At 40.8% G+C, this 25,806-nt stretch carries 19 protein-coding genes; 5 read left to right on the forward strand and 14 right to left on the reverse strand.

Features of this window, described 5'->3' with window-relative positions; genetic code table 11:
- The first annotated feature begins 174 nt into the window (after nt 1–174).
- On the forward strand, nt 175–2,226 hold the full coding sequence (locus tag BUC07_RS12175; RefSeq protein ID WP_073169820.1) for an alpha/beta hydrolase family protein: 2,052 nt from the start codon (nt 175–177) through the stop codon (nt 2,224–2,226).
- A gap of 8 nt (nt 2,227–2,234) precedes the next feature.
- On the opposite strand, the gene BUC07_RS12180 is transcribed toward BUC07_RS12175, so the two are convergent.
- The 3 genes from BUC07_RS12180 to BUC07_RS12190 all read right to left on the reverse strand — a co-directional run bounded on the left by BUC07_RS12180 (nt 2,235) and on the right by BUC07_RS12190 (nt 4,842).
- Complete coding sequence (locus BUC07_RS12180; RefSeq protein WP_073169822.1) at nt 2,235–2,975, reverse strand: patatin-like phospholipase family protein; 741 nt, start codon at nt 2,973–2,975, stop codon at nt 2,235–2,237.
- A 67-nt stretch (nt 2,976–3,042) separates the two neighbouring features.
- On the reverse strand, nt 3,043–4,503 hold the full coding sequence (locus BUC07_RS12185) for an aminotransferase class V-fold PLP-dependent enzyme (RefSeq protein WP_073169823.1): 1,461 nt from the start codon (nt 4,501–4,503) through the stop codon (nt 3,043–3,045).
- 144 nt (nt 4,504–4,647) lie between these two features.
- Nucleotides 4,648–4,842: a hypothetical protein gene (locus BUC07_RS12190; protein ID WP_139279567.1), complete on the reverse strand. Its 195-nt coding sequence runs from the start codon at nt 4,840–4,842 to the stop codon at nt 4,648–4,650.
- Between the two features lie 161 nt (nt 4,843–5,003).
- On the opposite strand from BUC07_RS12190, the gene htpG reads away from it, so the two are divergent.
- Nucleotides 5,004–7,058 carry a molecular chaperone HtpG gene (gene htpG, locus BUC07_RS12195; protein ID WP_073169828.1) on the forward strand — a complete coding sequence of 685 codons (2,055 nt, stop codon included), beginning with the start codon at nt 5,004–5,006 and terminating at the stop codon, nt 7,056–7,058.
- Between the two features lie 69 nt (nt 7,059–7,127).
- On the opposite strand, the gene BUC07_RS12200 is transcribed toward htpG, so the two are convergent.
- The 10 genes from BUC07_RS12200 to BUC07_RS12245 form a co-directional block, all read right to left on the reverse strand.
- A complete protein-coding gene (locus BUC07_RS12200) occupies nt 7,128–10,724 on the reverse strand; it encodes an alpha-amylase family glycosyl hydrolase (protein ID WP_073169830.1) in 3,597 nt (1,198 codons plus the stop codon).
- A gap of 58 nt (nt 10,725–10,782) precedes the next feature.
- On the reverse strand, nt 10,783–11,517 hold the full coding sequence (locus tag BUC07_RS12205) for a nucleotidyltransferase family protein (RefSeq protein ID WP_073169832.1): 735 nt from the start codon (nt 11,515–11,517) through the stop codon (nt 10,783–10,785).
- Between the two features lie 9 nt (nt 11,518–11,526).
- A complete protein-coding gene (locus BUC07_RS12210; RefSeq protein WP_073169834.1) occupies nt 11,527–11,970 on the reverse strand; it encodes a DUF4293 domain-containing protein in 444 nt (147 codons plus the stop codon).
- A 44-nt stretch (nt 11,971–12,014) separates the two neighbouring features.
- Nucleotides 12,015–15,245, reverse strand: a complete 3,231-nt coding sequence (locus tag BUC07_RS12215; protein WP_073169837.1) for a UvrD-helicase domain-containing protein — start codon at nt 15,243–15,245, stop codon at nt 12,015–12,017.
- Between the two features lie 67 nt (nt 15,246–15,312).
- Nucleotides 15,313–15,537, reverse strand: coding sequence for a hypothetical protein (locus BUC07_RS12220; protein ID WP_139279568.1), 225 nt, complete (start codon nt 15,535–15,537; stop codon nt 15,313–15,315).
- Nucleotides 15,538–15,678: 141 nt separating this feature from the next.
- A complete protein-coding gene (locus BUC07_RS12225) occupies nt 15,679–16,209 on the reverse strand; it encodes a hypothetical protein (RefSeq protein ID WP_139279569.1) in 531 nt (176 codons plus the stop codon).
- A 95-nt stretch (nt 16,210–16,304) separates the two neighbouring features.
- A complete protein-coding gene (locus BUC07_RS12230) occupies nt 16,305–17,474 on the reverse strand; it encodes a Wzz/FepE/Etk N-terminal domain-containing protein (RefSeq protein ID WP_073169843.1) in 1,170 nt (389 codons plus the stop codon).
- Between the two features lie 35 nt (nt 17,475–17,509).
- Nucleotides 17,510–19,828 carry an SLBB domain-containing protein gene (locus tag BUC07_RS12235; RefSeq protein WP_073169939.1) on the reverse strand — a complete coding sequence of 773 codons (2,319 nt, stop codon included), beginning with the start codon at nt 19,826–19,828 and terminating at the stop codon, nt 17,510–17,512.
- Nucleotides 19,829–19,983: 155 nt separating this feature from the next.
- Nucleotides 19,984–20,508 (reverse strand): UpxY family transcription antiterminator, encoded by a 525-nt coding sequence (locus tag BUC07_RS12240; RefSeq protein ID WP_073169845.1) that lies wholly within the window; start codon nt 20,506–20,508, stop codon nt 19,984–19,986.
- Between the two features lie 115 nt (nt 20,509–20,623).
- Nucleotides 20,624–21,436 carry a hypothetical protein gene (locus BUC07_RS12245; RefSeq protein WP_073169847.1) on the reverse strand — a complete coding sequence of 271 codons (813 nt, stop codon included), beginning with the start codon at nt 21,434–21,436 and terminating at the stop codon, nt 20,624–20,626.
- A 117-nt stretch (nt 21,437–21,553) separates the two neighbouring features.
- Here BUC07_RS12245 and BUC07_RS12250 point away from each other — a divergent pair, with 117 nt between their 5' ends.
- Together BUC07_RS12250 and BUC07_RS12255 are read left to right on the forward strand one after the other, a co-directional pair.
- Nucleotides 21,554–23,611, forward strand: coding sequence for an acetate--CoA ligase family protein (locus tag BUC07_RS12250; protein WP_073169849.1), 2,058 nt, complete (start codon nt 21,554–21,556; stop codon nt 23,609–23,611).
- 136 nt (nt 23,612–23,747) lie between these two features.
- Nucleotides 23,748–24,488, forward strand: a complete 741-nt coding sequence (locus tag BUC07_RS12255; RefSeq protein WP_073169851.1) for a class I SAM-dependent methyltransferase — start codon at nt 23,748–23,750, stop codon at nt 24,486–24,488.
- A gap of 6 nt (nt 24,489–24,494) precedes the next feature.
- Here the strand turns inward: BUC07_RS12255 and BUC07_RS12260 are convergent, their stop codons facing one another.
- The gene (locus BUC07_RS12260) at nt 24,495–25,358 is read right to left on the reverse strand and encodes a helix-turn-helix domain-containing protein (protein WP_073169853.1); all 864 of its coding nucleotides are present in this window, start codon (nt 25,356–25,358) and stop codon (nt 24,495–24,497) included.
- Nucleotides 25,359–25,468: 110 nt separating this feature from the next.
- Here BUC07_RS12260 and rhaM point away from each other — a divergent pair, with 110 nt between their 5' ends.
- Nucleotides 25,469–25,783: an L-rhamnose mutarotase gene (gene rhaM / locus BUC07_RS12265; protein ID WP_073169856.1), complete on the forward strand. Its 315-nt coding sequence runs from the start codon at nt 25,469–25,471 to the stop codon at nt 25,781–25,783.
- The last annotated feature ends 23 nt before the right edge of the window (nt 25,784–25,806 follow it).

Here is a 25,806-nt window from a genome sequence, read left to right on the forward strand (position 1 = left end):
TTTGCTTCAAAAAGCCTCTTGAACATGATTTTTTAGTTCGATATTTTTACAAGAAATCGTCAAAAATTAATTGTTAAATAGAAAAGTGATATAAAACATTGAGCTTCAATATTGAAATGCAATCCTTCTTTATTACTTTTAGAATTTCAATATGAATTACAGACAAAAATGAAGATGAACCGAATATCAACTTTGCTCATCCTGTCATTTTTCATTTTTTTACAAAATGGATTATCGCAGGAAACCCCTCATTCAGTTTTTAATGCCAACCGTGGGGGCGACCAGCAATGGCTCACTTATCAGGACAATCATCGCGCTTTGTATCGGGTGATTACGAACCAGGCATTTCATTTACTTGAAGAACGTGCAGCAAAAGTTTTGGAAATTCATACTGCCACAGATTGGAAAAGGTACCAAAAAGAAACAAAAACAGCCTTGTGCGGTTCGCTGGCAAAGTTTAAAAAAACGCCGTTAAACGCCCGTACTACCGGTATTCTGGAGCGGGAAACATTTACCGTGGAAAAGATACTGTTTGAATCGCACCCCGGATTTTATGTAACCGCCGGCCTTTTTCTTCCCAAAAAGCGACAAAAACCTGCGCCGGCGGTAATTTATGCATGCGGTCACACAGAACTGGGTTTCCGAAGTGAAACTTATCAGCACGTGATATTAAATTTGGTTGAAAAAGGTTTTATTGTACTGGCGTTCGATCCGTTGGGACAAGGTGAGCGCCTGCAATATCCAAATGCCGAAACCGGAAAATCAAGGGTGGGCAGTTCCACCAAAGAACATTCCTACGCCGGAGTACAAAACCTGCTTTCAGGCACTTCGCTTACTGATTATTTTATCTGGGATGGTATTCGTGTGCTCGATTATTTGGAAACCCGCCCCGAAGTGGACATGAACCGCATTGGCATGACCGGCCGCTCTGGTGGCGGAACCCAAACCGCGCAAATTGCTGCCTGCGACCAACGTATTTATGCCGCAGCGCCCGAATGTTACATCACCAGCTTTAAACGGCTTTTGCAATCCATTGGCCCGCAGGATGCCGAGCAAAACCCGTACAACGCCATTGCCAACGGTTTCGATCATGCCGATTACCTGCATATCAGGGCACCAAAACCCACGCTGGTGATTACCACAACGCACGACTTTTTCAGCATCCAGGGAGCACGCGAAACCTTTGCTGAAGTGCAAAAACCATACACTGCTTTTGGAAAACCCGAAAATATTCAAATGGTGGAAGATCTTGGTGTTCATGAATCGACCAGGAATAACCGGGAATCGCTATACGCGTTCTTTCAGAAACACCTTGAATTGCCTGGTGATCCCACAGACAGCAAAACAGCGCCTTTCGCGGAGGAAGAACTTTGGGTTACCCCAACTGGTCAGGTAGGAACTTCGTTTGATGGAGAAACGGTTTTCAGCCTGAGCCGCAACTATTTTGCAGGAAAAAAGGTGACGGAAAGCGGATTGCCCGAAATCGTAGCACAAACAGCCGGAATTGATTTTCAGCGAAAACTAACAGCAGCAGTTTACACAGGAAAATTCACGAAAAAGGATGTTCTGGTGCAAAAATATTTTCTGGAAAATAACAGGGAAGATTATGGACTTCCGGTTTACGTTGTGAGTAACGAGAACGAAAATTCAGGGAAACTGGTTGTTTGGTTCCATCCCGAAGGGAAAGAACAAGTGTTTGAGGAACCGCTGCTTGCAGAGCTCGTTCAGGATGGGCACACCGTAGTTTGTGCTGATCTCCCGGGCACTGGAGAACTTAACGACCCTGAATTTTCAGGCGATGGTGTTATTCAGGGAATTCCATTCAATTATACATTCGGAGCCAACCTCGTAGGGAAAAGTATTCCGGGAATTCAGGCCGGTGCCATCGATTTGGTTCATCAGTTTATTCATACTGAAGAGGAACTTGCGGGAAAAGAAAAAATTGCAGTTGTGCAGGGGCTCGCGACTTCTGCTTTTTTACATTTTGCCACTGTGAAAAAATCATTTGGGAAAGCCGTTTTTTTGAATTTTCCTAATTCAGTATCTGACCTTTTTAACGATGAATTTTATAATCCGGAAGAAGCATTTGCCGTTGCCCCCGGGAGTCTGCTGTATTACGATTATCCAGCTTTAACTGAATATCTTTCCGCTTCAGGAGTTGGGGTTTTTATGAGCGAAAAATTGTCTGATAATCGGAAGATTATTGAATTCATCAATTCGCGTTAGAGAGGTAGTTACCTGCTTTTTAGTGAGTTATAGCCAAGTTCAAATAATTGGTCGGCGTGTGAACGGCTTAAAATATCGTACTGATCGATTCCTTCGGGCTCAATAAAAACCGATGCATATTTCTGGACCAGGTTCATGTTGGCATTCACGCTCATGTAAAAAGTGCGCGACGCAATTTGTATCAGGTTTTTGAATTTTTCGCGCGGATTGAGCGGGGCAATGTTGACAACAATAATTTGTTCGCAATCGTTTTTGATGGGCTCGATGGGGATATTATCCATTAAACCGCCGTCAACATAATATTGACCGTTAATTTCAACCGGGGCAAAAAGCACAGGAATGGATGATGAAGCAAGTACTGTTTTGCCCAGGGGACCGCTGTTTTTGTATTCAACAGCTCCTTTGTTCATATTGGCCACAGCCACATAAAACGGAACTGGCAGTTCTTCAATATTTTTATATTCAACTTCATCTTCAATAATTTCACGCAACCCGTCCAGTTTTAGCAGTCCGTTCACGGGTAAATTGAGTTTGGTGTATTGAAAAAACCAACCCTTTTTGAAAATTTTCATGACCTCTTCGGGCGATTTCTGTCCGGCAATAAAAGCCCCTACAATTGCTCCTGCACTTGTTCCTGAAATCACTTCCGGGTAAATGCCTTTTTCGTTAAGCGCCGCAATTACGCCAAGGTGTGCAAATCCGCGTGTTCCGCCACCACTTAAAACCAGGCCGGTTTTGTATTTTTTCATGATGCATTTTTCAAATAAATTACAAGTTTACAAAAATGAAAACGTTTTTAATAGGGATGAAAACAGGTCATTTCAATGTAAACCAATCCCGCATCACATTTTCTCTGCCTTTATCTTTTTTATGCCAGAAAATGTTTTTGTGGTTGTCGTAGTCGTACTGCTTCTCGTATTCTCCAATGTTTTTTACGATGTCTTTCAGAGCGGTAATCATCAGTTCCACTTCACTGTTTGTCATGGTGGGATGGAGCGACCACCTCACCCAGCCCGGTTTTTCGGACAGGTCGCCGTGATTGATTTTTTTGGTAATCTCCTCCGACTGCTCCTGGGTTACTTCCAGCAGAAAGTGGCCGTAGGTTCCGGCGCAGGCACAGCCACCGCGGGTTTGAATGCCGTATTTGTCGTTCAGGATTTGGACCACCAAATTATAGTGAATGCCCTCTATGTAGAATGAGATTACACCAAGGCGTTCGCGCACATTGTTGGCCAGGATTTTAATTTCCGGTATTTCATCGAGGCCATTAAACGCCAGTTCCAAAAGTTTTTCCTCCCGTTTTTTGATGTTTTCAATTCCCATTTGGTCTTTCAGTTCAAAAGCCAAAGCCGCTCTTATGGATTGCAGGAAACCGGGGGTTCCACCGTCTTCGCGCGCCTCAATGTCGTCCACATATTTGTATTTTCCCCAAGGGTTGGTCCAGTCCACAGTGCCGCCACCCGGATTGTCGGGCACCCGGTTTTTGTACATTGAGCGATCGAAAACCAGTACGCCTGAAGCGCCCGGTCCACCCAAAAATTTGTGTGGTGAAAAAAGTACAGCATCCAGTTTTTCTTTTGGATCGGCCGGATGCATGTCAATTTCGTCGTATGGCGCCGAAGCGGCAAAATCGATAAAACAAACGCCGCCAAATTCGTGCATGATGCGGGCCAGCTCTTTGTAGGGAGTTCTCACTCCGGTTACATTTGAACAGGCCGTGAACGATCCGATTTTAAACGGACGATTTTCGTATTCTTTCAGCTGTTTGCGCAGGTTTTCAGGATTGACAATCATTCCGTCGCCGGGTTCAATTATTACCACTTCGGCATTGGTTTCGTACCAGCTGGTTTGGTTGGAATGATGTTCCATGTGCGTGATGAAAACCACCGGGCGCTCGCGTTCTTCCAGGCATTTTCTGTGCGTAAGTTTTCCGCAGTATTTTAACCCAAGAATTCGCTGAAATTTGTTGATTACGGAAGTCATTCCAAAACCAGCAGTGATGAGAACATCTTCAGGGCCGGCATTTACATGGTTTTTTATGATTTCGTGCGAGCGATGATAGGCTTGGGTCATGAGTAAACCGGTTTCGCTGGTTTCGGTGTGCGTGTTGCCCACAAACGGACCGAATGCGTGGTTTATTTTGTCCTCGATGGGTTGGTACAACCGGCCGCTGGCAATCCAGTCGGCATACAAAATTTTTTGCTTTCCGAACGGGGTTTCAAATTCCTGGTCGATGCCAACAATGTTTTTTCTAAATTTTTTGAAGTACTTTTCCATTGAATTAGTTACATGGTAAAATATGCTCTGCAAAATAAATGGCTTTCATGAAATTGTTTTAGAAGATATGTCATGGTTAGTATGAATTATAATAAAACTGAACTATGGGAAATATTTATAAAAATTGTTTGGAATAAACAATTTTCATTTTTTTAGCCAATTTTCAAATTCTTGGGCTTCTTTTTCATCCAGTAGAGATTGATCGCCATCTTCAATTGATTTGGCAAAAGCTTTTTCTTCCATTTCATCAGTAATGGAATAATGCTTTATGTTTAGCATTTTGGCCAAATCAGTGAATATTCTTAATTGTTTTTTGTTCCCTTTTAATAGCAGTTCCATATTCATGCAATATTAATATTTTCAAATTTATACAAAATGTTCGGATATTGAAATTTAGTGTCCACGCTGGCGATTATGACATTTCGTCATAAAACGCCGTTGGCATACGGTTTGATTCCAGGGGGCAAACAATTCAAAAAGTAATATTAAAACGAAAAAATATGCAAACAGGAAAAATTGGCGTAACCAGTGAAAATCTGTTCCCCATTATCAAAAAATTTCTCTACTCTGATCATGATATCTTTTTGAGGGAAATTGTTTCGAATGCGGTGGATGCCACACAGAAATTAAAAACACTGGCTTCAAAAGATGAATACAAAGGCGATGTAACCGACTTGAAAGTTCGGGTAAAACTCGATAAAAAGGCGAAAACCATTACGGTTTCCGATAACGGAATCGGGATGACTGCCGAGGAAATCGAGAAGTACATCAACGAGATTGCCTTTTCGGGCGCCAACGATTTTTTGGAAAAATATAAAGATGATGCCAACGCTATTATCGGCCATTTCGGACTCGGTTTCTACAGTTCGTTTATGATTTCGAAGGAGGTGGACATCATCACCAAATCGTATAAAGAAGGTTCGAAACCGGTAAAATGGACGTGCCAGGGAACACCGGAATTCACGCTGGATGAGATTGAAAAAGAGGAAGTCGGAACTGATATTGTAATGCACATCAACGAGGATTCGGAAGAGTTTCTTGACGAAAATAAAATCAGTGAAATCCTCAATAAATACTGCAAATTTTTACCGGTTCCGGTAGTTTTCAGAAAACAAAAAGAGTGGAAAGACGGCAAAGAGGTTGAAACCGACAAGGACAACCAGATTAACGATACCGAACCTGCCTGGACAAAAATGCCGGCCGACCTGAAAGATGAAGATTACAATAATTTTTATCGCAAGTTGTACCCAATGGCTGATGAGCCGCTGTTCCATATTCATTTAAATGTGGATTATCCGTTCAACCTCACTGGTATTCTTTATTTCCCGAAAATCAAAAATAATTTCGAGGTTCAGAAAAATAAAATTCAGCTTTATTCCAACCAGGTTTTTGTTACTGATTCGGTTGAAGGCATTGTGCCAGAATTCCTGACGCTGCTGCACGGGGTGCTCGATTCGCCCGATATTCCGCTGAACGTTTCGCGTTCGTACCTGCAGAGCGATTCGAATGTGAAAAAAATCAGCAACCACATTACCAAAAAAGTGGCCGACCGGTTGAGCGAAATTTTTAAGGAGAGCCGTGAAAATTTCGAGAAAAAATGGGACGATTTGAAAATATTCATCGAATACGGAATGTTGACTGATGATAAGTTTTACGACCGTGCCATGAAATTCTTCCTGTTTAAAAATACCGAGGGGAAATATTTCACTTTTGAGGAATATGAACAACTGATTAAAGAAAGTCAGACCGACAAGGATAAAAAAGTGGTGCACCTTTACACTACCAACCAGGAAGAACAATATACTTTTGTGGAAGATGCCCGCGCAAAAGGTTACGATGTACTGATACTGGACGATGTGCTGGCTCCACACCTGATTAACCGGTTCGAACAGAAACAAACCGACACCAGTTTTGTGCGTGTTGATGCCGACGTGGCTGAAAACCTGATTAAAAAGGAAGATTCGGAAAAAGAAGATCTTTCGTGGGAGGAAAAGCAGGAGCTTTCACCTGTTTTCCAGGCTGTTGTACCAGAGAAAAATGACCATACGTTTATTGTTGATTTTAAAGATTTGGGCGAAAATGCCAGCCCGATGGTGATTACCCGCAGCGAATTCATGCGCCGCATGAAGGACATGAGCGCTGCCCAGGGTGGTATGAATATGTACGGTGATTTACCGGACAGTTTAAACCTGGTAGTGAACACAGCTCACCCGCTTGTGAAAAAAGTGATTGAAGCCAAAGATAAAAAGCTGAGCACGCAGCTTGAAAAAATGAATGCGGATATTGCAGCCCAAAAAGCGGAGGCTGAAAAACTCGAAAAAGCCAAAGAGGGCAAAAAAGAGGAGGAGGTTCCGCAAGCTGAAAAAGAACAGTTGGAAAGCGTGAACAATGAGTTGGCTAAATTAGAAGAAGAAAAGCGCAGCAAACTGGCCGATTTTGGTAAGAAAAACAAACTGGCCAAACAAATGGTTGATTTGGCGCTGTTGGCCAACAACATGCTCAAGGGTGCCGATTTAGATAAATTTGTACGGAGAAGTGTTGAGTTGATTAAATAACGAAGGAAAGAAAAGAAGGGGATTATCGAGGTTTTGATAATCCCCTTTATTTTTTTTGTATATAGGTAATTAAAAACGAACCATCATTTTTCTGAGACTCCCCTGTGGTGTTTTCAGTTCATAAATATAGATGCCCGTCTTCAATTCATTCAATTTTAGCGAAAGGGATTGTTTGCCTGAAATATTCCTGTTAAAAATCAATGTTTTTAAAATTTCACCATTTAAGTTGAGGATATTCAGCTCGGTGTCACTATTTTGAGGAACCGAAAAATCTATTGTGGTTCGTTCAGTAAATGGATTGGGGTAATTCTGTTTCAATACATATTTTTTTTCATTTAAAATTGAAGAATTGGTGTTGGGAGAAATAGTGAAAAGTCCGTTTGAACTATCATTTATATCCTGTATGCCTGATTTAGTTATTTTTATCATGCATTCTGAAGAATTGAGTTCGGGCACTGTCCATTGGTATATTTCTTCAACCGCATTAATATTTGAACCAATAATCTGCCAGTTGTTACCTCCATCACTTGAAAAATATATATCAATAAATTCAACATTTTCATAGCTCCACTGAATATTAATTTCTTTTTCAGTTTTTAATTCCTCCCCGCCATTTGGATACAATACTTCGATAAATGGCATAGCAATTTCAAACGTACTTTCTGAGGTGTCAAATATTGCCGGATAAGTTGAACTTGTGATTTTGATCATGCACCCTGATGAATTAATTAAAGGTATATCCCAAAAATAATTGCCTTCCTGTGCGTCAAGATTTTCAACAATTACTTCCCATGTAGTGCCATTATCGCTTGAGAAATAGATATCCACATTTTCAATATTTTCGGATTCCCATTCAACACTTGCTGTTTCTGACGCAATAAATTTTTCGCCATCATTGGGACTTGTTAATGATATTTCACTTGGGTTTTTATCAATTTCTTTGAGTACAATATTGTCCATCGTAATCATTGCATCTGATGAACCTATTTCAATGACAAAGCGTGAATTAATGTCTGTGGATTCTTCCATTTTAAAGGCATATTTGAATCTGTTCCTGCTTTCAGAAATTTCGAGGTTTTGACGAAAATAGTCGGAGTAATCGCCCCCGTTTTCGCTTATTACTGCATCAATTGTAGTTTGTTTATTTGCTGATGCATCAAAACTGAGTTCATAACTTTTATCATATTCAATTTTAATGTCTGTCTGAATCAATTGGATATGCCATTTTTCTGATCCCGGGTTATCTACTTCAATAATTATTTCTTCATTTAATACATTCATTTGTGCATTTGCTTCACTGTTTAAATAAAGGTTCCAATAATCTGTTTCATTTTCGAAAGTCCCGTTAATAATCAGATTGTCGTCATCTGTCGGGAGATAAATTTTTGCCTCAAATGCATCAAGCGATAGGGGAATAGCGTTAATTTCATCTGATTTGAAGTATTTCCGCTTATCATCAAATATATTGGTAAGTATATAATATCCCTCAGAGGCATTGTATAAAGTACCAAGATCCATTGTCAGGCCTGTGTGTTCGCCTGAAAAGTTCAGAGCTGTTACAACAAAACTGCTGTCCTTATTTATTGTTACGTATGTATAAACATTTTGATTTGTATTGGGTAAACGGATTAACTTAGCACTGTTTTGAATATGCTTTTTACGTGTATTGAGAAGTTTTTTGAAGAAAGGAATTAAACTTTGATTTCCTTCTGTCAACCCTTCAAATTGTTCTGTTTGTCCTGTCTCTGCTCCTCCATAAATTAGAGGAACTCCGGGAACCGTAAAAACAAGGGTGTGTGCTAATTTTGATTTTTCAGTGCCAAATAATTTGGCTGCTCTTTCATGATCATGATTTTCAATAAATCTGAGGGGGAGGGCATTCTCGGGGAATTTTTCATCTAAAATAGAGTGTAAATCGTTAACAGAGGAGTGGTTGTTTAAGATTCCCGGAAGCCCTATGGATTCATCCCATCCTCTTAACTTCCAGTTATATACTGATGTGAAACGGTCGTCGAATAAAATACTTTTGTTGTGTTCCTCAGATGGTGATTCTTCATAACTCCCAGTTGCAGGTGATGCGGCTGCTTCTCCCAGTAAGTAAAATTCAGGGTTTTTATTTTTGAGGTGTTTGGCAAGTTTTTTCCAGAAGACATTTGAGCGTTGCTCAATTCCCCAGGCAACATCAGCCCTGTATCCGTCCAAATTAAAGGTTGTCATCCAGTAATCTGCCACATCAATTAAGTATTTTTCTACTTGCGGATTGGAATAATTTAGATTTGGATTATCTATCCAATCGTAGTAGTAATCATAATTTGACTCTCCCGGGACTCCATCCCATATATAAAAATCAGCAAACTGAGAATTGTCTTTGTTTACCAAACAGTTCTGAAAAAAAGGATGTTCTTTGCTGGTATGGTTGAAAACGATATCAAGTATGATTTTTATTCCTTTTTCATGGGCGGCATCCACCATTTCTTTAAATTCTTGTTTAGTTCCCAAATAACTTTCAATTTCATAATAGTCTTCAACCCAGTAGCCCATTCCCCCGCCTTTTGTAATTGGAGTAAACCAAATAGCCTCAACACCCAGTTCTTTTAAATAATCTAATCTGGATTTTACATTATTGAATATTTTTCCTCCAGGGACCCATCCATAGGAATTAATCTCATAAATATTCATGCTGTCAATCCAACCGGCAAAATTGTCAACCGTATGAATGACTATTTTATTTGGCTTTGCAGAAACTATTTTTTTTGCTGTGAAGCTGTTTCCTTCTGTATTTGTAGCTTCCACATTAAACATATATTCCCCGGTATTTTCATGTGGTATTGTGAAAGTTGTACTTGTTCCGGATAATGATGAAAAAGATACTTGTTTCGGATTGGAGTTTTCCTGGCTCCATTGATATGATAAGTCAAGATCAACAGGAGAAGAACCGTTTGCTGTAAGTGTTACTTCTCTGCCCGTTATGTTTCCCTCTATTTCAACATAAGGCCAGGTTTCAGTTCCGGGGAGGTAATCAAATGATACAGTTCTTGTTTTTGTGCCTTCCGAAGAACCAATTTTTACTGAAACAGTATTTTTTTCCTTTATTAGCAAATCGTACGCATCATATCTGAATGTTTGAGTTTCCTCATTGTAATAGTAAGATGGATTTTCAATAGTTGTTCCATTTATTTTAACTTCCCATGAATCGTTTAAAGGAGGATTTCCTTCGGAAAAAGCTACAATTGCTACGATTTCGCTGCTGAAATTTCCTTTCTTATTATCTTTGGGGATAAGGTATGAAATCATTGGATCGGATATTTCCATGTATGGTTGTGCATTTTCTTCGAACTTCAGAGGATTATTTGGATCTTCAATCCACTCCCCATCCACTACAAAAAAGTATCCAAATTCCGATGTTGTTTGAGGATTTAAATCCAGTGTTATTTCAAAAATCCCATCGCTATCCTGGTCTTTTAATTCAAAATTCGGATTGTCAGGTTCCCAATCTGCAATCATACCGGTAAGGTAAACCGAGGAAATACTTTTGCCCAATGAATTATAATGAAAAGTTACTGGAACTGTTTGGCTGTGAGTTACAATGCTAATAAATAAAAAGATTGGACAAAGCAAAAAGGCATACTTAGTTTTAAGTAATTTGGTTTTTTGATTAGTATTCATTTTTTTGAAAAAAGAGTACTTATTCGGTGTATTAATTTTTCTTCAAGGTACTTATAAATTAAAATAAATCAAAAAGAATTGAATTTTTTCTTGCTTCGTTCAACTGTTCAGGTTTGCCCACATCCATCCAAAAATCTGATGTGTCGAAAAAGCCTTTTATGCTATAATTTTTTGCCAGTTGGAGGTACCAGGTGGTCATTGAAAAACGCTGGTGACGGGGAAAGTAGTTGAAAATTTCAGGGCTGATAACATGAATTCCACTGAATGCCATTTCCCTTGCCTTTTCAAAATTTTGAGGTAACGAAATTTTAGTTTCTCCTGTTTCTTTATTGATCCATCCCACCAGTCGCTGGTTTTGGTCGAATTTAAAGTAGCGCTGGGTTTTTCGTTTTCTTACAACCAGTGTTGCCAAGGCATCTGACTTTTTATGGTTTTCGGTCACTTTCTGTATATTCAGGTTGGTCAGGATATCTGTATTGTAGAGGAGAACGGGTTCATTTCCGGTTAACAGGGGAGCTGCTTTTTTCAGTCCGCCGCCTGTTTCGAGCAATTCGTGGGTTTCGTCGGAAATTGTTACCGGCAGGCCAAAATCATTGCTTTCAATATAATTAATCATCAAATCGGCGAAATGGTGCACATTCACCACAATTTCTGAAATGCCTTCCTTTTTTAATTTTTCAATGGCATGTTGCAACAATGTTTTGCCGCCAATTTCAACCAGGGCTTTGGGTTTGTTTTGGGTTTCTTCTTTTAGCCTGGAGCCGAGGCCGGCAGCAAAAATCATTGCTTTCATAGCTGGGGTTTACCGTATTCTGTTCAGGCTTCTGATTAGTGCTTCATCTTTTCCGATGGCTCGGATGGCCAGATAATCGAGAATGATGGCAACCAGAGGAAATGCCATGGGCACTTTGTAAGCCACTTGTGCATTGTCGAATGCAGCGTACGTAAAATAGAAAAACAATCCAACCAGGCCGAGTAACAAAATGATGGTAAAAACGACTATTCGGATTTGCCGGATGCGTTTTTTGTACATGAAAATTGCCACAAAATGCAGCAGGGTAATAAGGCCGATAAAAACCATTACCGGCAGGCCGTCGAAAATCATATTTTCACCATTAAAAATTCCTTTTGCATTGAAAATATGCAGCTCGTCATTTACAAGTATTTCTGCAAAATCGAGTTTAAAAAGGGTAGCGGTTAGCAAGCCGGCAACAAGTAAATATACAGTTTGAATTCGTTGAATCATGTTTTAAAATTTTCTGCAAAAATAGTTTTTTTCCTTGTTAGCAATCATATCTCACACACTTTTTCCACTTCGTCCTGATTGATATACCATAAAAATCCTTCCACTTGTTTGAAGCCGGAATCACGGAGCAATTGGGCGTAACGACTTACTTGTTTGTTATATTTTCCGGGAATTTTTTCGCCCCATTTGTAATCTACAACCACTGCATTTTCTCCTGAAATCATGATGCGGTCCGGACGGTACAACTGTCCTGATGAAATAATTTCCCGCTCGTTTAGTACTTTATAACTCCCGTTAAACCAGGGAATTGTTTGTGGGTTTTGAATACTTTCTGTCAGTTTCATTTTTATTTCGGCTGCTTCCTCGTCATTAATTTTTCCTTCGTTTTGAGCTTTTTGGCAAGCTGCTTCAATATCATCAACAGTTTCAATTTCCGCGAGGATTTCGTGCACCAGTTTTCCGGTGTTTTTTACTGATTGATGGAGCTCGCCCGGTATCAGAAAATCTTCGCTGTTCAGCCTCAGTTTAATTCTTTCGCCAAAATTATTAAAGTGATATTTTGTAATCCATTCTGAGTTGGATTCAACTTTTTTGGCAGTAAAAACGGGAAGTTCACCATAAGTGAATTGAGTGTTTTCAGCATTCCAGCATTCTGCAAACGAGTTTTCTTCCAGTTGCTCCAACGCAAATTTTAAAAGATGGTTGATTGTTTTTCCCGGGCCTTTTGAATTGTTTTTCTCATCGGGTTGTTCTGCGTTCACCATTAAAACTGATTTGGCCCGCGTGAATGCCACATAAACCAAATTTAGCGTATCAATATAAGCGTTTAGCTTTTCCTCGTAATAATCGTTGCTGAAAATTGTTTTTTCCAATGCCTGTGTAGCTTTTACAGGAAGTAATGGAAAACGGTTGAAGGGCCCTGATTCAGGCGTGCACCATAAAATGGGCGCCAGGTTTCCTTTCCATGAGCTGTTCCAGTTAAAATTGGGCAGCAGAACAGCTTCAAACTCCAGTCCTTTTGCTTTATGAACGGTCAGTAACCTGATGGCATCAACATCTTCATTTACGCTCACCGGGCTTTTGTAGCCTGTTTCGTTCCACCAGTGCAGCAGGTTGGAGAGGTCGTTTGAAATTGAAATTTTAATGTCTGCCGTTTGGTCGATAAAAGCCTGAAGAAAAGGGAGCTCCGATTTCATCTGAAAAAGGCCAAAGAGGGAAGCAATTTCCATTACCGACTCATCTAGTGAAGCCAGCAAAACTTTCGATTTTACTCGCTCAATTGCAGGCTGCAGTTCTTTTTCAAAAGCTTGTTCGAAATCAGTATCGAGTTGCCATTTTTCTTCCCGGATACCGGGAATTGTTTGTTGACCATTGGATTCCAACTCCGGTTTCAGCCATGAGAGCCATAAGTTTAGCAGGGCTGCTTTTACAATTTTATTGTCGGGGTCAACCAGCAATTCAATAATTAAAATGATGAAATTAACGCCTTTTGACGCGAACAGGAAAAGCGACTCATTTGAAATGACTGAAAGATTGTACCCGGTATTTTCCGGTTTTTGGGCAGCCTCAACAAAGGTTTCAATAATTTTTGTTCCTTCCTTGTTTGTCCGGATGAGGATTGCAGTATCGGCAGCTCGCAGCCCATTTTCCTGCAGTTGTTTTACCTGCTTAACCAGCAATTGGGCCGATTGTTTTTCAAAATCATCTTTTTCCAGAAAATTAATTTGTGCCAGTCCGGTTGGGGCCGTTTCGGTTTTACCGGGCTGCTGGACAAAATGCTCGTAAATGGATGAGAACTTGTTTTTGAATTTTTCGTCATTAATATCAGCGAGCAGGTAGTTTTCGAATGTTTGTTTCAGTTGGCCAATTGCGGCATTATTAAAATTGATGATGTTTTGCCGGCTGCGCCAGTTTTTTTTGAGTGGCTTTTCTTCGGGTTGAAAATGTGGAAAATCGGTGTTTATTTGTTCGTCGAGGATATTCCAGTCGCTGTTTCGCCACCGGTAAATCGACTGTTTTACATCTCCTACCAGCAGGTTGGTGTTCCCTTCCGAAAGTGAATTGGCCACGAGTGGCTTAAAATTATTCCATTGCAAGGCTGAGGTGTCCTGGAACTCATCGAGCATAAAATGACTGAACTGGTTCCCGATTTTCTCGTAAATGAATGGCGAATCGCTTTCGCCAATAATTTTGCTTAAAAGCAGGTTGGAGTCGGAAAGTTGTAGTACTCCTTTTTCGTGCAACAGCTCCCTGATTACTTCTTTCAGGTCGGTCAGTATCCCGAGCATTCGGAGCTGTTTATTTGCTTCAATAGCTGAAAAATAACGGGTTTCGTTATTGCTTTTGAAAGCGATAATTTCCTGTAAAAGTGGCTGGAGGGTGGTTTCAACTGCGTGTTGAATCTGGTCCCTTTTTGGACTTTTGGCAGTGTACCATTTTTCAATTTCAGTGGCATGTTTTTCAACTGTAGCGGTAAAATTTGGTTGTTCACCGGCAGCCAGTTTCAGGAAAAAATATCCAATACTTCGGCTCTTCCCTGAAAAATCATCAGGCTCAAGTCCGGCGTTTTCCATTTGCCTGACGCATTCAGCACCCTTCTGCTTTAATTCCGACTCGTACCAGATGATTATTTTTTTTAGCTCGCTTCTGAATTCCTTCAGGTTTTCGCGGGTGTAAACAGAATTTTCCTTTTCCGGGAAAAACAGTTGGAACTTTTCTTTAAACAGCTCTTTTCCCAGGTTTTTTATGTCATCCTCAATTTGCTGGCTTTTGTTATCGGTAATTTTTTCTTCACTGAAACTTACCAGCCATTTTCGCAGTTGTTTGTCACTGTCAATTTTTTGCAGCAGCCGGTCGGTTGCTTCTTCCAGCAATAAACCATCGTCGAGCTCAAGAGTAACTTGGGGCGAAATGCCCATTTCGCGGTTAAAAGCTTTAATTATCCGCTGGGTAAATGAGTCGATGGTGCTTACTGAAAACCGGTTGTAATCGTGAAGAATATTTTTCAGCACCTGCCGTGCGCGTTGGCGGATAACTTCTTCAGTGAGTGAAGTTTCATTTTCCAGTATAGTGGTATAATCAGTAGATTGGTTGCTGGCCAGTACATTGAGTTGTCCCAGGATGCGGTTTTTCATTTCGTTGGTGGCTTTGTTGGTGAATGTAACCGCAAGAATGTGTTTGTAGTTGAACGGATTTTTCAACAGCAGTTTGAGGTATTCTGCTACCAGCTGAAATGTTTTGCCGGAACCGGCTGATGCTTTATAAACGGTGAGCATTTTATGTTAAGTTTTTTATCTCTTGTTTTAGCAAGCTCCTTTTCAAAACCATCAAGGTATTCGGTTTTCATTTATGATAGTCTTGTTGATTCTCATTTAATATATTGTTGAGTGTATCTAATACTTTTTTTCTGTCGGTTTTGTGAGTTTTTCTGTTTCTTTCCATTGCCTTCAAGAGTTGTTCATCTTGCATTTCTTCATAAGTTTTAGCACTTACACCTAACCTTTTTGCCAATTCAAGAAAAAAATTTAGTTCGTCCTTGTCTTTTGGTTTTATAATTATTGTTTCCATTTTTTTGCATTTTTCTTCAAATGTATTAAAAACTGGTTGTAATACAAAGCTGGTGTGGGAGGGCATTGGCCATTGCCAACTCGCCTGCCTACCAGAATTGTTCAGGCGTGACTGCATTTCCAGACGAAGCTGCTGAAATTTTCAGGGGGTGGGGTGGCTTTGTATCACATTCACACGGGTTTCAATTTTAAAGTTTTTGGAAACGTTGTATTGTATGAACAGCGTTGAGCCGCGGGTGTCAAAATTGTTCAGTCCCTGGCTGGGGTAGGGGGCTTTAAAGATTGAATTTCCTCCAAAACTGTAACCACCCAAGCGGAAGTTTTTGCCAACCTGATAACTGCCTTCGCTAAAAATGGTTGCATTGCGTAAAAATGGGGAAGGTGAAATTCCTCCGAAACCCGGTGCGAAAAAATTCCCCTGGTGAAATGAAAAATCAGACAGATTGTAGTTCCAGCGGTTGGTTAGTGCCTGTTTGAAATCAAACTCCGGCAGTTCTTGAAATTCCATTAATTCTCCCGTGGGCGAATTGCCCTGAAGGAAATTCCGGTACATCATTTGCCGTTCGGTTTGCATTTGCAAAGAATCCTGTTCAGGAAGCAAGGGCATCAGCATTTCCTGTGCTGATACATTATAAATTATGATGGTGAATAGTATGAATAATAAACGTTTCACAAATGGCTCCTCCCTTTAAACTTCATTCGTATTGTCATCTTCAAAATTAAAAATAATCCCGAAGAATCGAGAACGGGAGCCACCTTTTCGCAGTATCAGGATTCTGAATTTTCAGCCAGAGAATTGTTGTTTTCCTTATTGCCCGTGTCTATTTCTTTCCAGTGTTCTTTGGCAGTTTCGAGGTATTGGCTGGCAAAAACCCATCCAATGGCAACAATCCCGCCCAGGAAAATCCAGATAATCAAAATAATTTTTCGTTTGGGTTTGGTGCGTTCCTGTGGAACAGTAACCGGCTGTATTACAGAAAATACAGGCGTATCTTCTTTAACTTTAATACGTGCCTGTTCGAGTTGCTGGGCAAGGTTTGAGTAAACCTCAAAGGCCAGCTGGTATTCGTTTTGGAGCCTTTCCTGCTCGGTAAGGGCCATGGCGCTGGTCACGTTTTTGTTGCGGTCGCGGAAAGCGGCAAGGGCTGCCTGCGCTTCCTGGAATTCTTTTTTCTTTTCCTTGTATCGCTCTTCAATAAAATTTAATTGTTCTGAGGCCTTTTCAATTTTGAAATCGGTGATGTATTCCTGCAGCAATTCCTGTGCTTTTTGGGCGACCTCTGCCGACAGTTCGGCTTCATGAAAACTGGAATTTAGCTGGATAAATCCATCCTGGTCGTTTATTTCGAGTGAAATGTTATCTGAAATAATCTTGCGGACTTCTTCCTGCTCTTTTGTCAGCCGGATTGTATTTCCATCTTGTGTTGCTACTGCGGAAGTTTTTTCTTCATCACCTTTTATGGCTTTGCTTATAACTCCGGGTAAGCCAATAGTATATTTTTTTACCAGGGAAAGCACTCCGGGCTGGCTGTACTCGGTGTAATACTCAAAAAGGGTAACGGGTTCCTCAACATCCGAAAAAGTGAATTTGTTTTGCATGAGCTTTAACTGAAATGGTACGCTTTGCAAAATTTGCGGATAGGTTTGCGGCAACAGTTCGGTGGTGGTTTGGTTCATGTTCAGATTAATGCCGGCCATTGATGCCAGTGATGACAATCCACCGCTTGCTCTTTGGGTGCCTCCTGAACTCTGAGGGACCATTTTGGTTGAAGCTGTGTATTGTGTGGGAGAAAACAGTGCCACAATCACACCGATAACAGCAAAAATAAGTACTGTTTTAATAATGAATTTCCGGCGTTCCCAAATGCTTTTTGCCAGGGCAACTAAATCAATTTCACCTTCTTCGGCAACCGGCGTATTTTTATTTTTTTCGTTCATTTTACAGGTAATTCAAATTCAAAATTATCAAAATGTTATCGTAACACGGCTGCAAGTGCAACGGCAATGGATGAGAATGTACTGGCAATCGACAACCAGGTTTGTGTCGTGATTCCTTCCCGCTCGGGTTTTGCCGGAACAACTATTTGGCTGCCGGGCAATACTTCCGGGTAGTTTTTTACAATAAAACTTTTGGTAGATGATGTGGCTCCGTTGGGGTATCTTACATATACTTTTCTTTTTAACGCATCTGATGAAAAACCGCCGCTTTTGTCGATGTAATATTTCAGAGATTTTCCTTCCTGGTAAGTGATTGAAAATGGATTTTGAACACTACCGGTAATTTTTACGGTTTGCATTTGCTCTGGAATTTCCAGAATGTCTCCGTCGCGTAATAGCAGGTCCTCGTTTCCACCTGGATTTTGCAATATTTTGTTGAGGTCAATGGCGATAAATTCACTTCCCAACTCTTCAGATACACGCGAAAAAGTTGCTCCATCTAAAAAGGACTGAGGTGTTAAACCACCAGCCATTTCTACCAAATCGGATATACGCTGGTGTTTATTCTGAATGGCAAAAATGCCTGCGTATTTTACTTCGCCTCGAACCATTACTGAGGCATTTTCGCGGAATGCCGGGGCACGCCGTACCGAAACCCGATCGAACGGTTTCAACGTGAAGTTGGCATCGCCTTCGTTAAATTTTAAATCGCGCGACAGGTCAAACGTGAAAATGTGTACCATCTCATCAGATAGCTCCGCTGCTTCTTCATATGAAAGCCTTCGGGATACTTCAATAAATGAGCTGTCGGCAGCCTCTGTAAAACCACCGGCCATGAAAATTGCATCGGCAAGGGTTGTGTTTTCTGCAAAATGAAAATCACCCGGTTCCAACACTTCGCCGGTTACGCTTATGTAGGGCGTTTGTTTTAAATCCAAAAGCGATTTAATTTGCACTGAATCTTCAGGGTTAAGCAAGATTGTATTTTCTCCGCTGAGAATAGGATTTAAATCAAATGAAAGTGTCCTGCGGGTAGAGTCACTGTTCAGTCGGGTGATTATTGCACGGTTTAAAAAAGCATTTCCTTTCAGGCTGTCGGCTTTAAATATTAAGTCTTTCAGAGTCATATTTTCTTTCCATTCGTACTCTCCCGGGCGAAAAACAGCTCCGGAAATGGTAACCCTGTTTTTAAATATTTTAACGGTTTGTCCGCTAAAGATGGAGTCCCCGTTTAGTATGAGTGCACTTTCAGCTTCATGAAAAGGAACATCAATAATACTTTTTCCACCTATGTTTTTCCTGTAAATTTTCAAATTAGTCCAGTAGGCATCTGAGGTGAAACCTCCCGCAAATCTGATAACATCATTCAGTCTTTCGTCTTCTTTCACTTCGAATAGTCCTTTCCGTTTAAACTCACCGGAAACTGCAACTTGTTTTTCAGTAGGTGGAATCAAAATGATGTCTTCGTCTTTTAAACGGACGTTTTCAGCCACATCAGCATCGATTAAAAATTTATAAATATCAATGGTTTTAAAAATTTCATCATCTCTGATAATATTGATGTTTCTAAAAGAACCAATTTCGTTTGGACCGCCCGATAAATAGAGTGCATTAAACGCAGTGGCTGTAACCGGGAGAGTATATGTTCCGGGAGCAGTTACTTCGCCAACAATATTCACATTTATTGAGCGAAGCCGGCCCATGTTAATCTGCGCAAAAGTTTGGGGATTGTCACTGCCCATATCGGCGTATATTTCGGTGAGCCGTTGTTTTATTTTTGTTTCGGCATTTTCAAAAGTCATTCCGGCAATATAAATTGGCCCTACATCCGGTATTAATATCTGTCCGCTCTTGTTTACGGTGAGCTGGTAGTTGTTTTGTGAATTTCCCCAAATGTTGATAATAATTTGATCGCCAATACCTATTTCATAATTTTTGGGGGTTTGTATGTTTATGCTGGGTTCGAAAGTGAGATTTTCATTGTTGAACAATGAGGAGCCGAATACTCTGAGTGTATCTTTTACCTGAACTTTTCTTTCAGAGAGTTGGTCGCCTTTTTGTCTTTGTAAGGAATCAGTTTTTTGAGTTTGCATTATCGTGTCCCTGTTTGCAATACTTTGTTGCAGGCGCTGCTGCATATCTCTGATTTGTTGCTCCGAAGCTCCACGCTGGCGGGCCATATTGGCCGCTTCAGTTGGCGAAAGGCCGGCATTTCTGATGGCCTCTTCAATCTTTTTTACATCCGATTCAGGCATTGTTTTCGGATCAACAGAACGAACATCTTGTGCAATGGAGCTAATTGCAAAAAAAACTGACAAGAACAAAAGAAGTATTTTTCTTGAATGGAATTTCATATTATTATAAATTTTTTGGCAATTGGTTTCAAGCAATAATTGTTTAAAAACTGTTTCACAAACGAAAGGCAAAAATAATTTTTATAATAATGTAAAACAGGTGAATTGCATTAATTTTTCTGTTTAAACGACTTTCAGAAGCAGCAAAGGTACTCTTAGGGCAGTGCAGTAATTTTTTCTGCCGGCACTTCAACTGAAAAAACGGTATCAATTTGTTCAATTCGGATGATGAACCGGTTTTTGCTTTTAAATTTTACCAATTCTCCCTGCACGCCAACGAGCGGACCAGCAATTATCTCCACTTTTTTCCCGGGCTTAAAGTTATCCGTCGTAACTGACACTTCAAAATCGGTTTGTTTCATCATTTTTTTCAGTGCATCAATTTGTTGGTCGGGAACAATTGCTGCCTTTCCTTCAAAAGTTATAAAGCAAACTACATTGTCGGTTTGCAATACATGGTCATATTCTTTTCGGGTAATGTGCACAAAACAATAACTTGGTATTAAAGGCATTTTAACCCATTTTTTACGGTCTTTCCACCGGCGCAGTTTTTTCTGCAGGGGTAAAAAATACTCAATATTTTGTGCTGCTAAGTCGGCTAAAACTTTTTTTTCAGCCCGCGAGCGGGTATATACTACATACCAGGCTTTTGGGCTTGCCGGGTTATTTGTTGTGCTCATGAATTATTTCTTCAGACAAATTTGTTGTATGGTGCAAAGTTAAAAATTAAGTCGGTTTTGTTAGCTGAAATATTTTATAGAAATCATTGAAATATCGCTATTGATTGAATCTCTGTTAGTCGCATAATATATAGTTTTCGCGTCTGGGGTTAATCAAAAGCACCGGAAGGCCCTGGGCTTGCCTGATGATTTTTTTCTCGGGCAGTCCAATGAGTTTGTCAAGTGGCGTAATTACCGAACTGCCCAAAACAATGAGCAGATCACTACCCGATGATTTTGCCAGTTCAAGTGCTTCAAAAGAATTCCCCAGGCTCGATTTACGCCCCTTGTAAATTTTATGTGTAATACTAAACTTGCTGAATAGTTTTTTGGCCAATAATACATTTTGAGCAACCTGTTTCAAATCATCTTTGTCTTTATCGTTTGCAGCCACCGAAATAATTTCGGAGCCGTTAAAGCGGCCAAACCACGAGCACCATAACGAACTGTCAGTGTTCTCTTTTCTCAAATCCAGCGGTTGAACTATTTTTTTGAAATCAGACGGACTATTCTCCGTGTCAACAAACAGAAAAGGAACAGGACTTTCTGTTACTGCTTTTGCTAAGTGACTGTAATTTTTAGCATCAGCAACCAGCAATATTGTTTCAAAATCGTCGGCAAGTAATTCGGGCATTTCTGCAACCGGCCCGGTAATAATCAGCTTCGATGATTTTAGCGACGGTATTTCTTTTTTTACTGTAGCCAGATATTCATCTGACTTTTGTTTGAAAATTGCACGCTTCCTTGTGTCTCTTTTTTGGCAATGAAAAACCAGGCAAAGTTCTTTCCGGAAAATCGATGCAATTTTTATCCCGTTTAAGATGAGTGTTTTATCAGATGATGCGAGGGGTATTAGAACCGCAATTTTTTGTTCTTTGCTTTCACTCATTATTGAAGTTTGGTTAAAAATAGCCAATTCATTGAAAGATTTAAATAATTGGGTTGAAAAATATCAGTACTGATTGAGTAAGATTTATTTATTTTTATCGGAACTAAAAATTATTGCATGATAAACGAAAAGTTACTTCGTCCTGACAGTATCGCCGTTATAGGTGCTTCCAATAATATTTCGAAACCGGGAGGTAAAATCGTGAAGAATCTGATTGAGCATTCTTTTCCCGGAAAATTATACCTGGTAAATCCAAAAGATCAGGAAATTCAGGGAATGAAATCGTACAAGCAGGCTAATGATTTGCCGCAAGTCGATTTGGCTATTCTGGCTATTCCTGCCAGGTTTTGCCTGGAGACGGTAAAAATTCTGGCAGAAAAAAAATCAACAAAAGCGTTTATTGTTCTTTCTGCCGGATTTGGCGAAACCAGCGATGAGGGGAAGGAATTGGAGCAGGAGATTGTGGATGTAGTGAACCGGCACAATGCATGCTTAATTGGTCCCAATTGCATTGGGGTAATGACTCCGCATCATGCCAGTGTGTTTACCACACCTGTTCCCAAACTGACACCCGCAGGTTGCGATTTTATTTCGGGATCGGGAGCCACCGCAGTGTTTATTATGGAATCCGGAATTCCCAAAGGACTGCGTTTTGCCAATGTGTTTTCGGTAGGCAACAGCGCGCAGACGGGCGTGGAAGATGTGCTGGCTTACCTCGATGAAACTTTCGATGAAAATGCCAGCTCACGGGTGAAACTGCTTTACATCGAAAACATCGACGATCCGGATAAATTGCTTTACCACGCTTCGTCACTTATTAACAAAGGGTGCAAAATTGCAGCGATAAAAGCCGGGAGTTCGCAGGCTGGAAGTCGTGCCGCATCGTCGCACACCGGGGCACTGACCAGTTCGGATGCCGCTGTTGAGGCGCTTTTCCGCAAAGCCGGAATTGTTCGCTGTTACGGACGGGAGGAACTGACAACCTTGGCCAACGTGTTTATGTGCAAAGAACTGAAAGGGGAGAAGCTGGCAATTATTACCCATGCCGGCGGACCGGGCGTGATGCTCACTGATGCGCTGGAAGACGGCGGACTGCAGATTCCGCGTATTGAAGATTCTCCTGCAAAAGATGCGCTCAAAGAAAAACTTTTCCCCGGCTCTTCCGTCGAAAATCCCATCGATTTCCTGGCTACCGGAACCGCAGCGCAGTTGGGGAAAATTGTGGATGCCTGCGAGCACGATTTCGATGTGGACGGGATGGCGGTAATTTTTGGCAGTCCCGGCCTTTTCCCGATCCGAGATGTGTACGAAGTGCTCGATAAAAAAATGCAGACCTGCAAAAAACCGGTTTACCCGATTTTACCTTCTATTATTAATGTAAAAGAAGATGTTGCCTATTTCCTGTCGCACGGCAACGTAAATTTTCCCGATGAAGTTTTGCTGGGAAAAGCGCTTACCAAAGTTATTAACACGCCGGAACCGGCTTCAAATGAAATCTACGTAAAGGATATTAATGTGGATGCCATTGGTAGAATTCTGAACGAGTCCCAAAACGGTTATCAGCCGCCTGAAATTATTCACCGGTTGTTTGATGCTGCCGGCATTCCGCGGGTGGAAGAGATTGTTGCAAAGAATGAAAAGGAAGCCGTGTTAGCCGCTATGAAAATCGGGTTTCCGGTAGTGATGAAAGTAGTTGGTCCGGTGCATAAAACGGATGTGGGAGGCGTTGTGCTTAATGTAAGAAATGCTGAAGAGGTGCGGAAAGAGTTTCACCACCTGAATGAAATCGATGGAGTTGAGGGCGTGCTAATTGCCCAAATGGCTTCCGGAACCGAGCTTTTCCTCGGGGCAACTTATGAAGAAAATTTCGGGCACATTGTTTTGTGCGGGATGGGAGGAATTTATGTGGAGGTACTGAAAGATGTGGCTTCAGGCCTGGCTCCGCTGAGTCACGAAGAAGCTATGTCGATGCTGCGGCAGCTTAAATCATACAAACTTATGCAGGGGTACCGCAAGCAGGAAGGCATAAATATTCCGCAGTTTGCCGATATTATTGTGCGGCTTTCGAGCTTGCTGCGGTTTGCCACCGAAATCAAAGAACTGGATATTAATCCGCTGCTTGGCAACGAAAAAGAGATTCTGGCCGTGGATGCCCGGATTAGGGTGGAGAAGTGAAGAAGAAGGAAGCGTTAAAAGATAGCAGAATGCGCTTAGCGGTTTGATCCGCTTAGCGCATGGCAGGAAAATTTGATGAACCAAACAACCATCGCAATTGCCTGTTTTATAAAATTGAACATTCAAAATTACTGCAATGAAAGATGCGCAAAACAAATTTTACAGTTCCATTTCAGATTATTATTCTGAAATATTTCCATACAAGCCGGCACAGTTGCAGTTTGTAAAAAATCAGTTGGAGCAGATCCCCGGGAAGAAGGTTCTCGATATCGGTTGTGCCACAGGGGAGTTGTCGTATCGGCTTGCAAAGGAAGGAGCGAAAGTTACAGGAATTGATTTGAACCCCGATTTAATTGCGCAGGCAAAAAGTTCCCGCATATATTCTGATTTGCATTTTCAGGTAGGGAACATGCTGGAACTGACAAACGATTTTCAGTCGGAGTGGTTTGATGCGGTGTTGTGTTTTGGAAATACGCTGGTGCACCTCACTTCTCCGGGGTTCATTCAAAATATGATGGAAGAAGTCAAAAATGTTTTAAAGCCAGGCGGAAAGTTTTTACTGCAAATTTTGAATTACGATTACATTTTAAATGAAAACGTGACTGAACTGCCACTGATTGAAACAGAAAATATCCGGTTTATTCGTAACTATATTTTTGAAGAGAACAACCCGCTGGTGAAATTTCAAACCGAACTTGTGTTGAAAAAGGAGGGAAAAACAGTCCACAATGAAACTTCGCTTTTGGCGCTTCGAAGCGAAGAACTGAAAGGATTATTCGAAGAAACTGGCTTCAAAAACCTTGAGCTGTTCTCCAATTTTAGTAAAGAACCGTTTGGCGGAAAGCACCTGCCGCTGGTTGTAAGTGCAGATAAGTAAATATTTTTATTTCCTAAACTCCGACGGACTCGTTCCGGCTTTCTGCTTAAAAAATCGGCTGAAATAATAGATCGACTCAAAACCGAGCAGGTAGCTGATTTCCTTTATGCTTTTGTCGGTTGTCAGCAAAAGCTCGCGTGCACGCATAATTTTTAACTGCAGAAAATATTGCCGGGGTGATAAGCCGGTAAAATTTTTAAACATCCGGCGAAAATAGGAATAGCCGATGTTATTATTCGCAGCAAATTGCTCAAGGTCAAAATTTTTATCCACTTCATTGCGCATTTCGAACCGGGCTTTTTCAATTATTCCGGCAATCTCTTTTCCAGAAAATTCTTTTTGTTTTTGAAACGCAACGAGGTAGCCAAGCAATTTAATCAACATTCCGGAAGCGATTTGCTGAAATCCTGGTGGTTCGGTTTTTATGAGTTCAAAAACCCGGAGAAATGCATCCAGAATTTCTTCGTGAATACCGGTTGAAATAACCGGGTTTTCAGGATCGAACAATTTGTGGGCGAGAAAAAAACCGACCGCCGGACCGCTAAATCCGATGTAATTTTCTGTCCAGCCCGTTTTGCTGTGTGGTTTATACCGGTGCCACTCCCCGGGAAAAGTGACCATTAAATCCCCTTTTTTTAAATTAAATGTACCATGATTGTTTTCCAGAATTCCGTTCCCTTCAGTAATATAATTCACCTGGTATTCCTGCAAAATACGTCCGTTTTCCCAGGTGAAAAAATAACCTCCCGGATGCGTGGGGGAAGGATATTCCGTTTCCGGCGGAATTCTGAGCAAACCGGCTGAGGTGAGGTAGGTGCCCCAGTTTTCATCTTCACGACTGCTGGTCAGGTATTTTATGAAATCTTTCACTCTTGTGTCAAAAAATGCAAATAATTGGTCAGAAAATGTATTTTATGTGGTGAATATAATTGATAATTTTAAATTTCAATAATTAAGTGTTCAAATCATAAATTACAAATATGGAACGGGTAGCGTTTAAGATGCACCTCAAAAAAGGAATGCGGGAAGAATACAAAAATCGGCACGACGCGATTTGGCCTGAGTTGAAACAATTACTGAAAGATGCAGGAATCAGCGAATATTCCATTTTTCTGGATGAGGAAACCGATACACTTTTTGCATTTCAAAAAGTGACGGGAGGAAGCGGTTCGCAGGATTTGGGGCAAAATGAAATCGTGCAGAAATGGTGGGAATATATGGCGGACATCATGGAGACCAATCCGGATAACTCTCCGGTATCAGTATCTTTAAAAAAGGTTTTTTATATGGAATAATATAGTTATAACTAAAACAATAC

The organism is Tangfeifania diversioriginum (assembly GCF_900141875.1).
Classification (GTDB): Bacteria; Bacteroidota; Bacteroidia; order Bacteroidales; family Prolixibacteraceae; genus Tangfeifania; species Tangfeifania diversioriginum.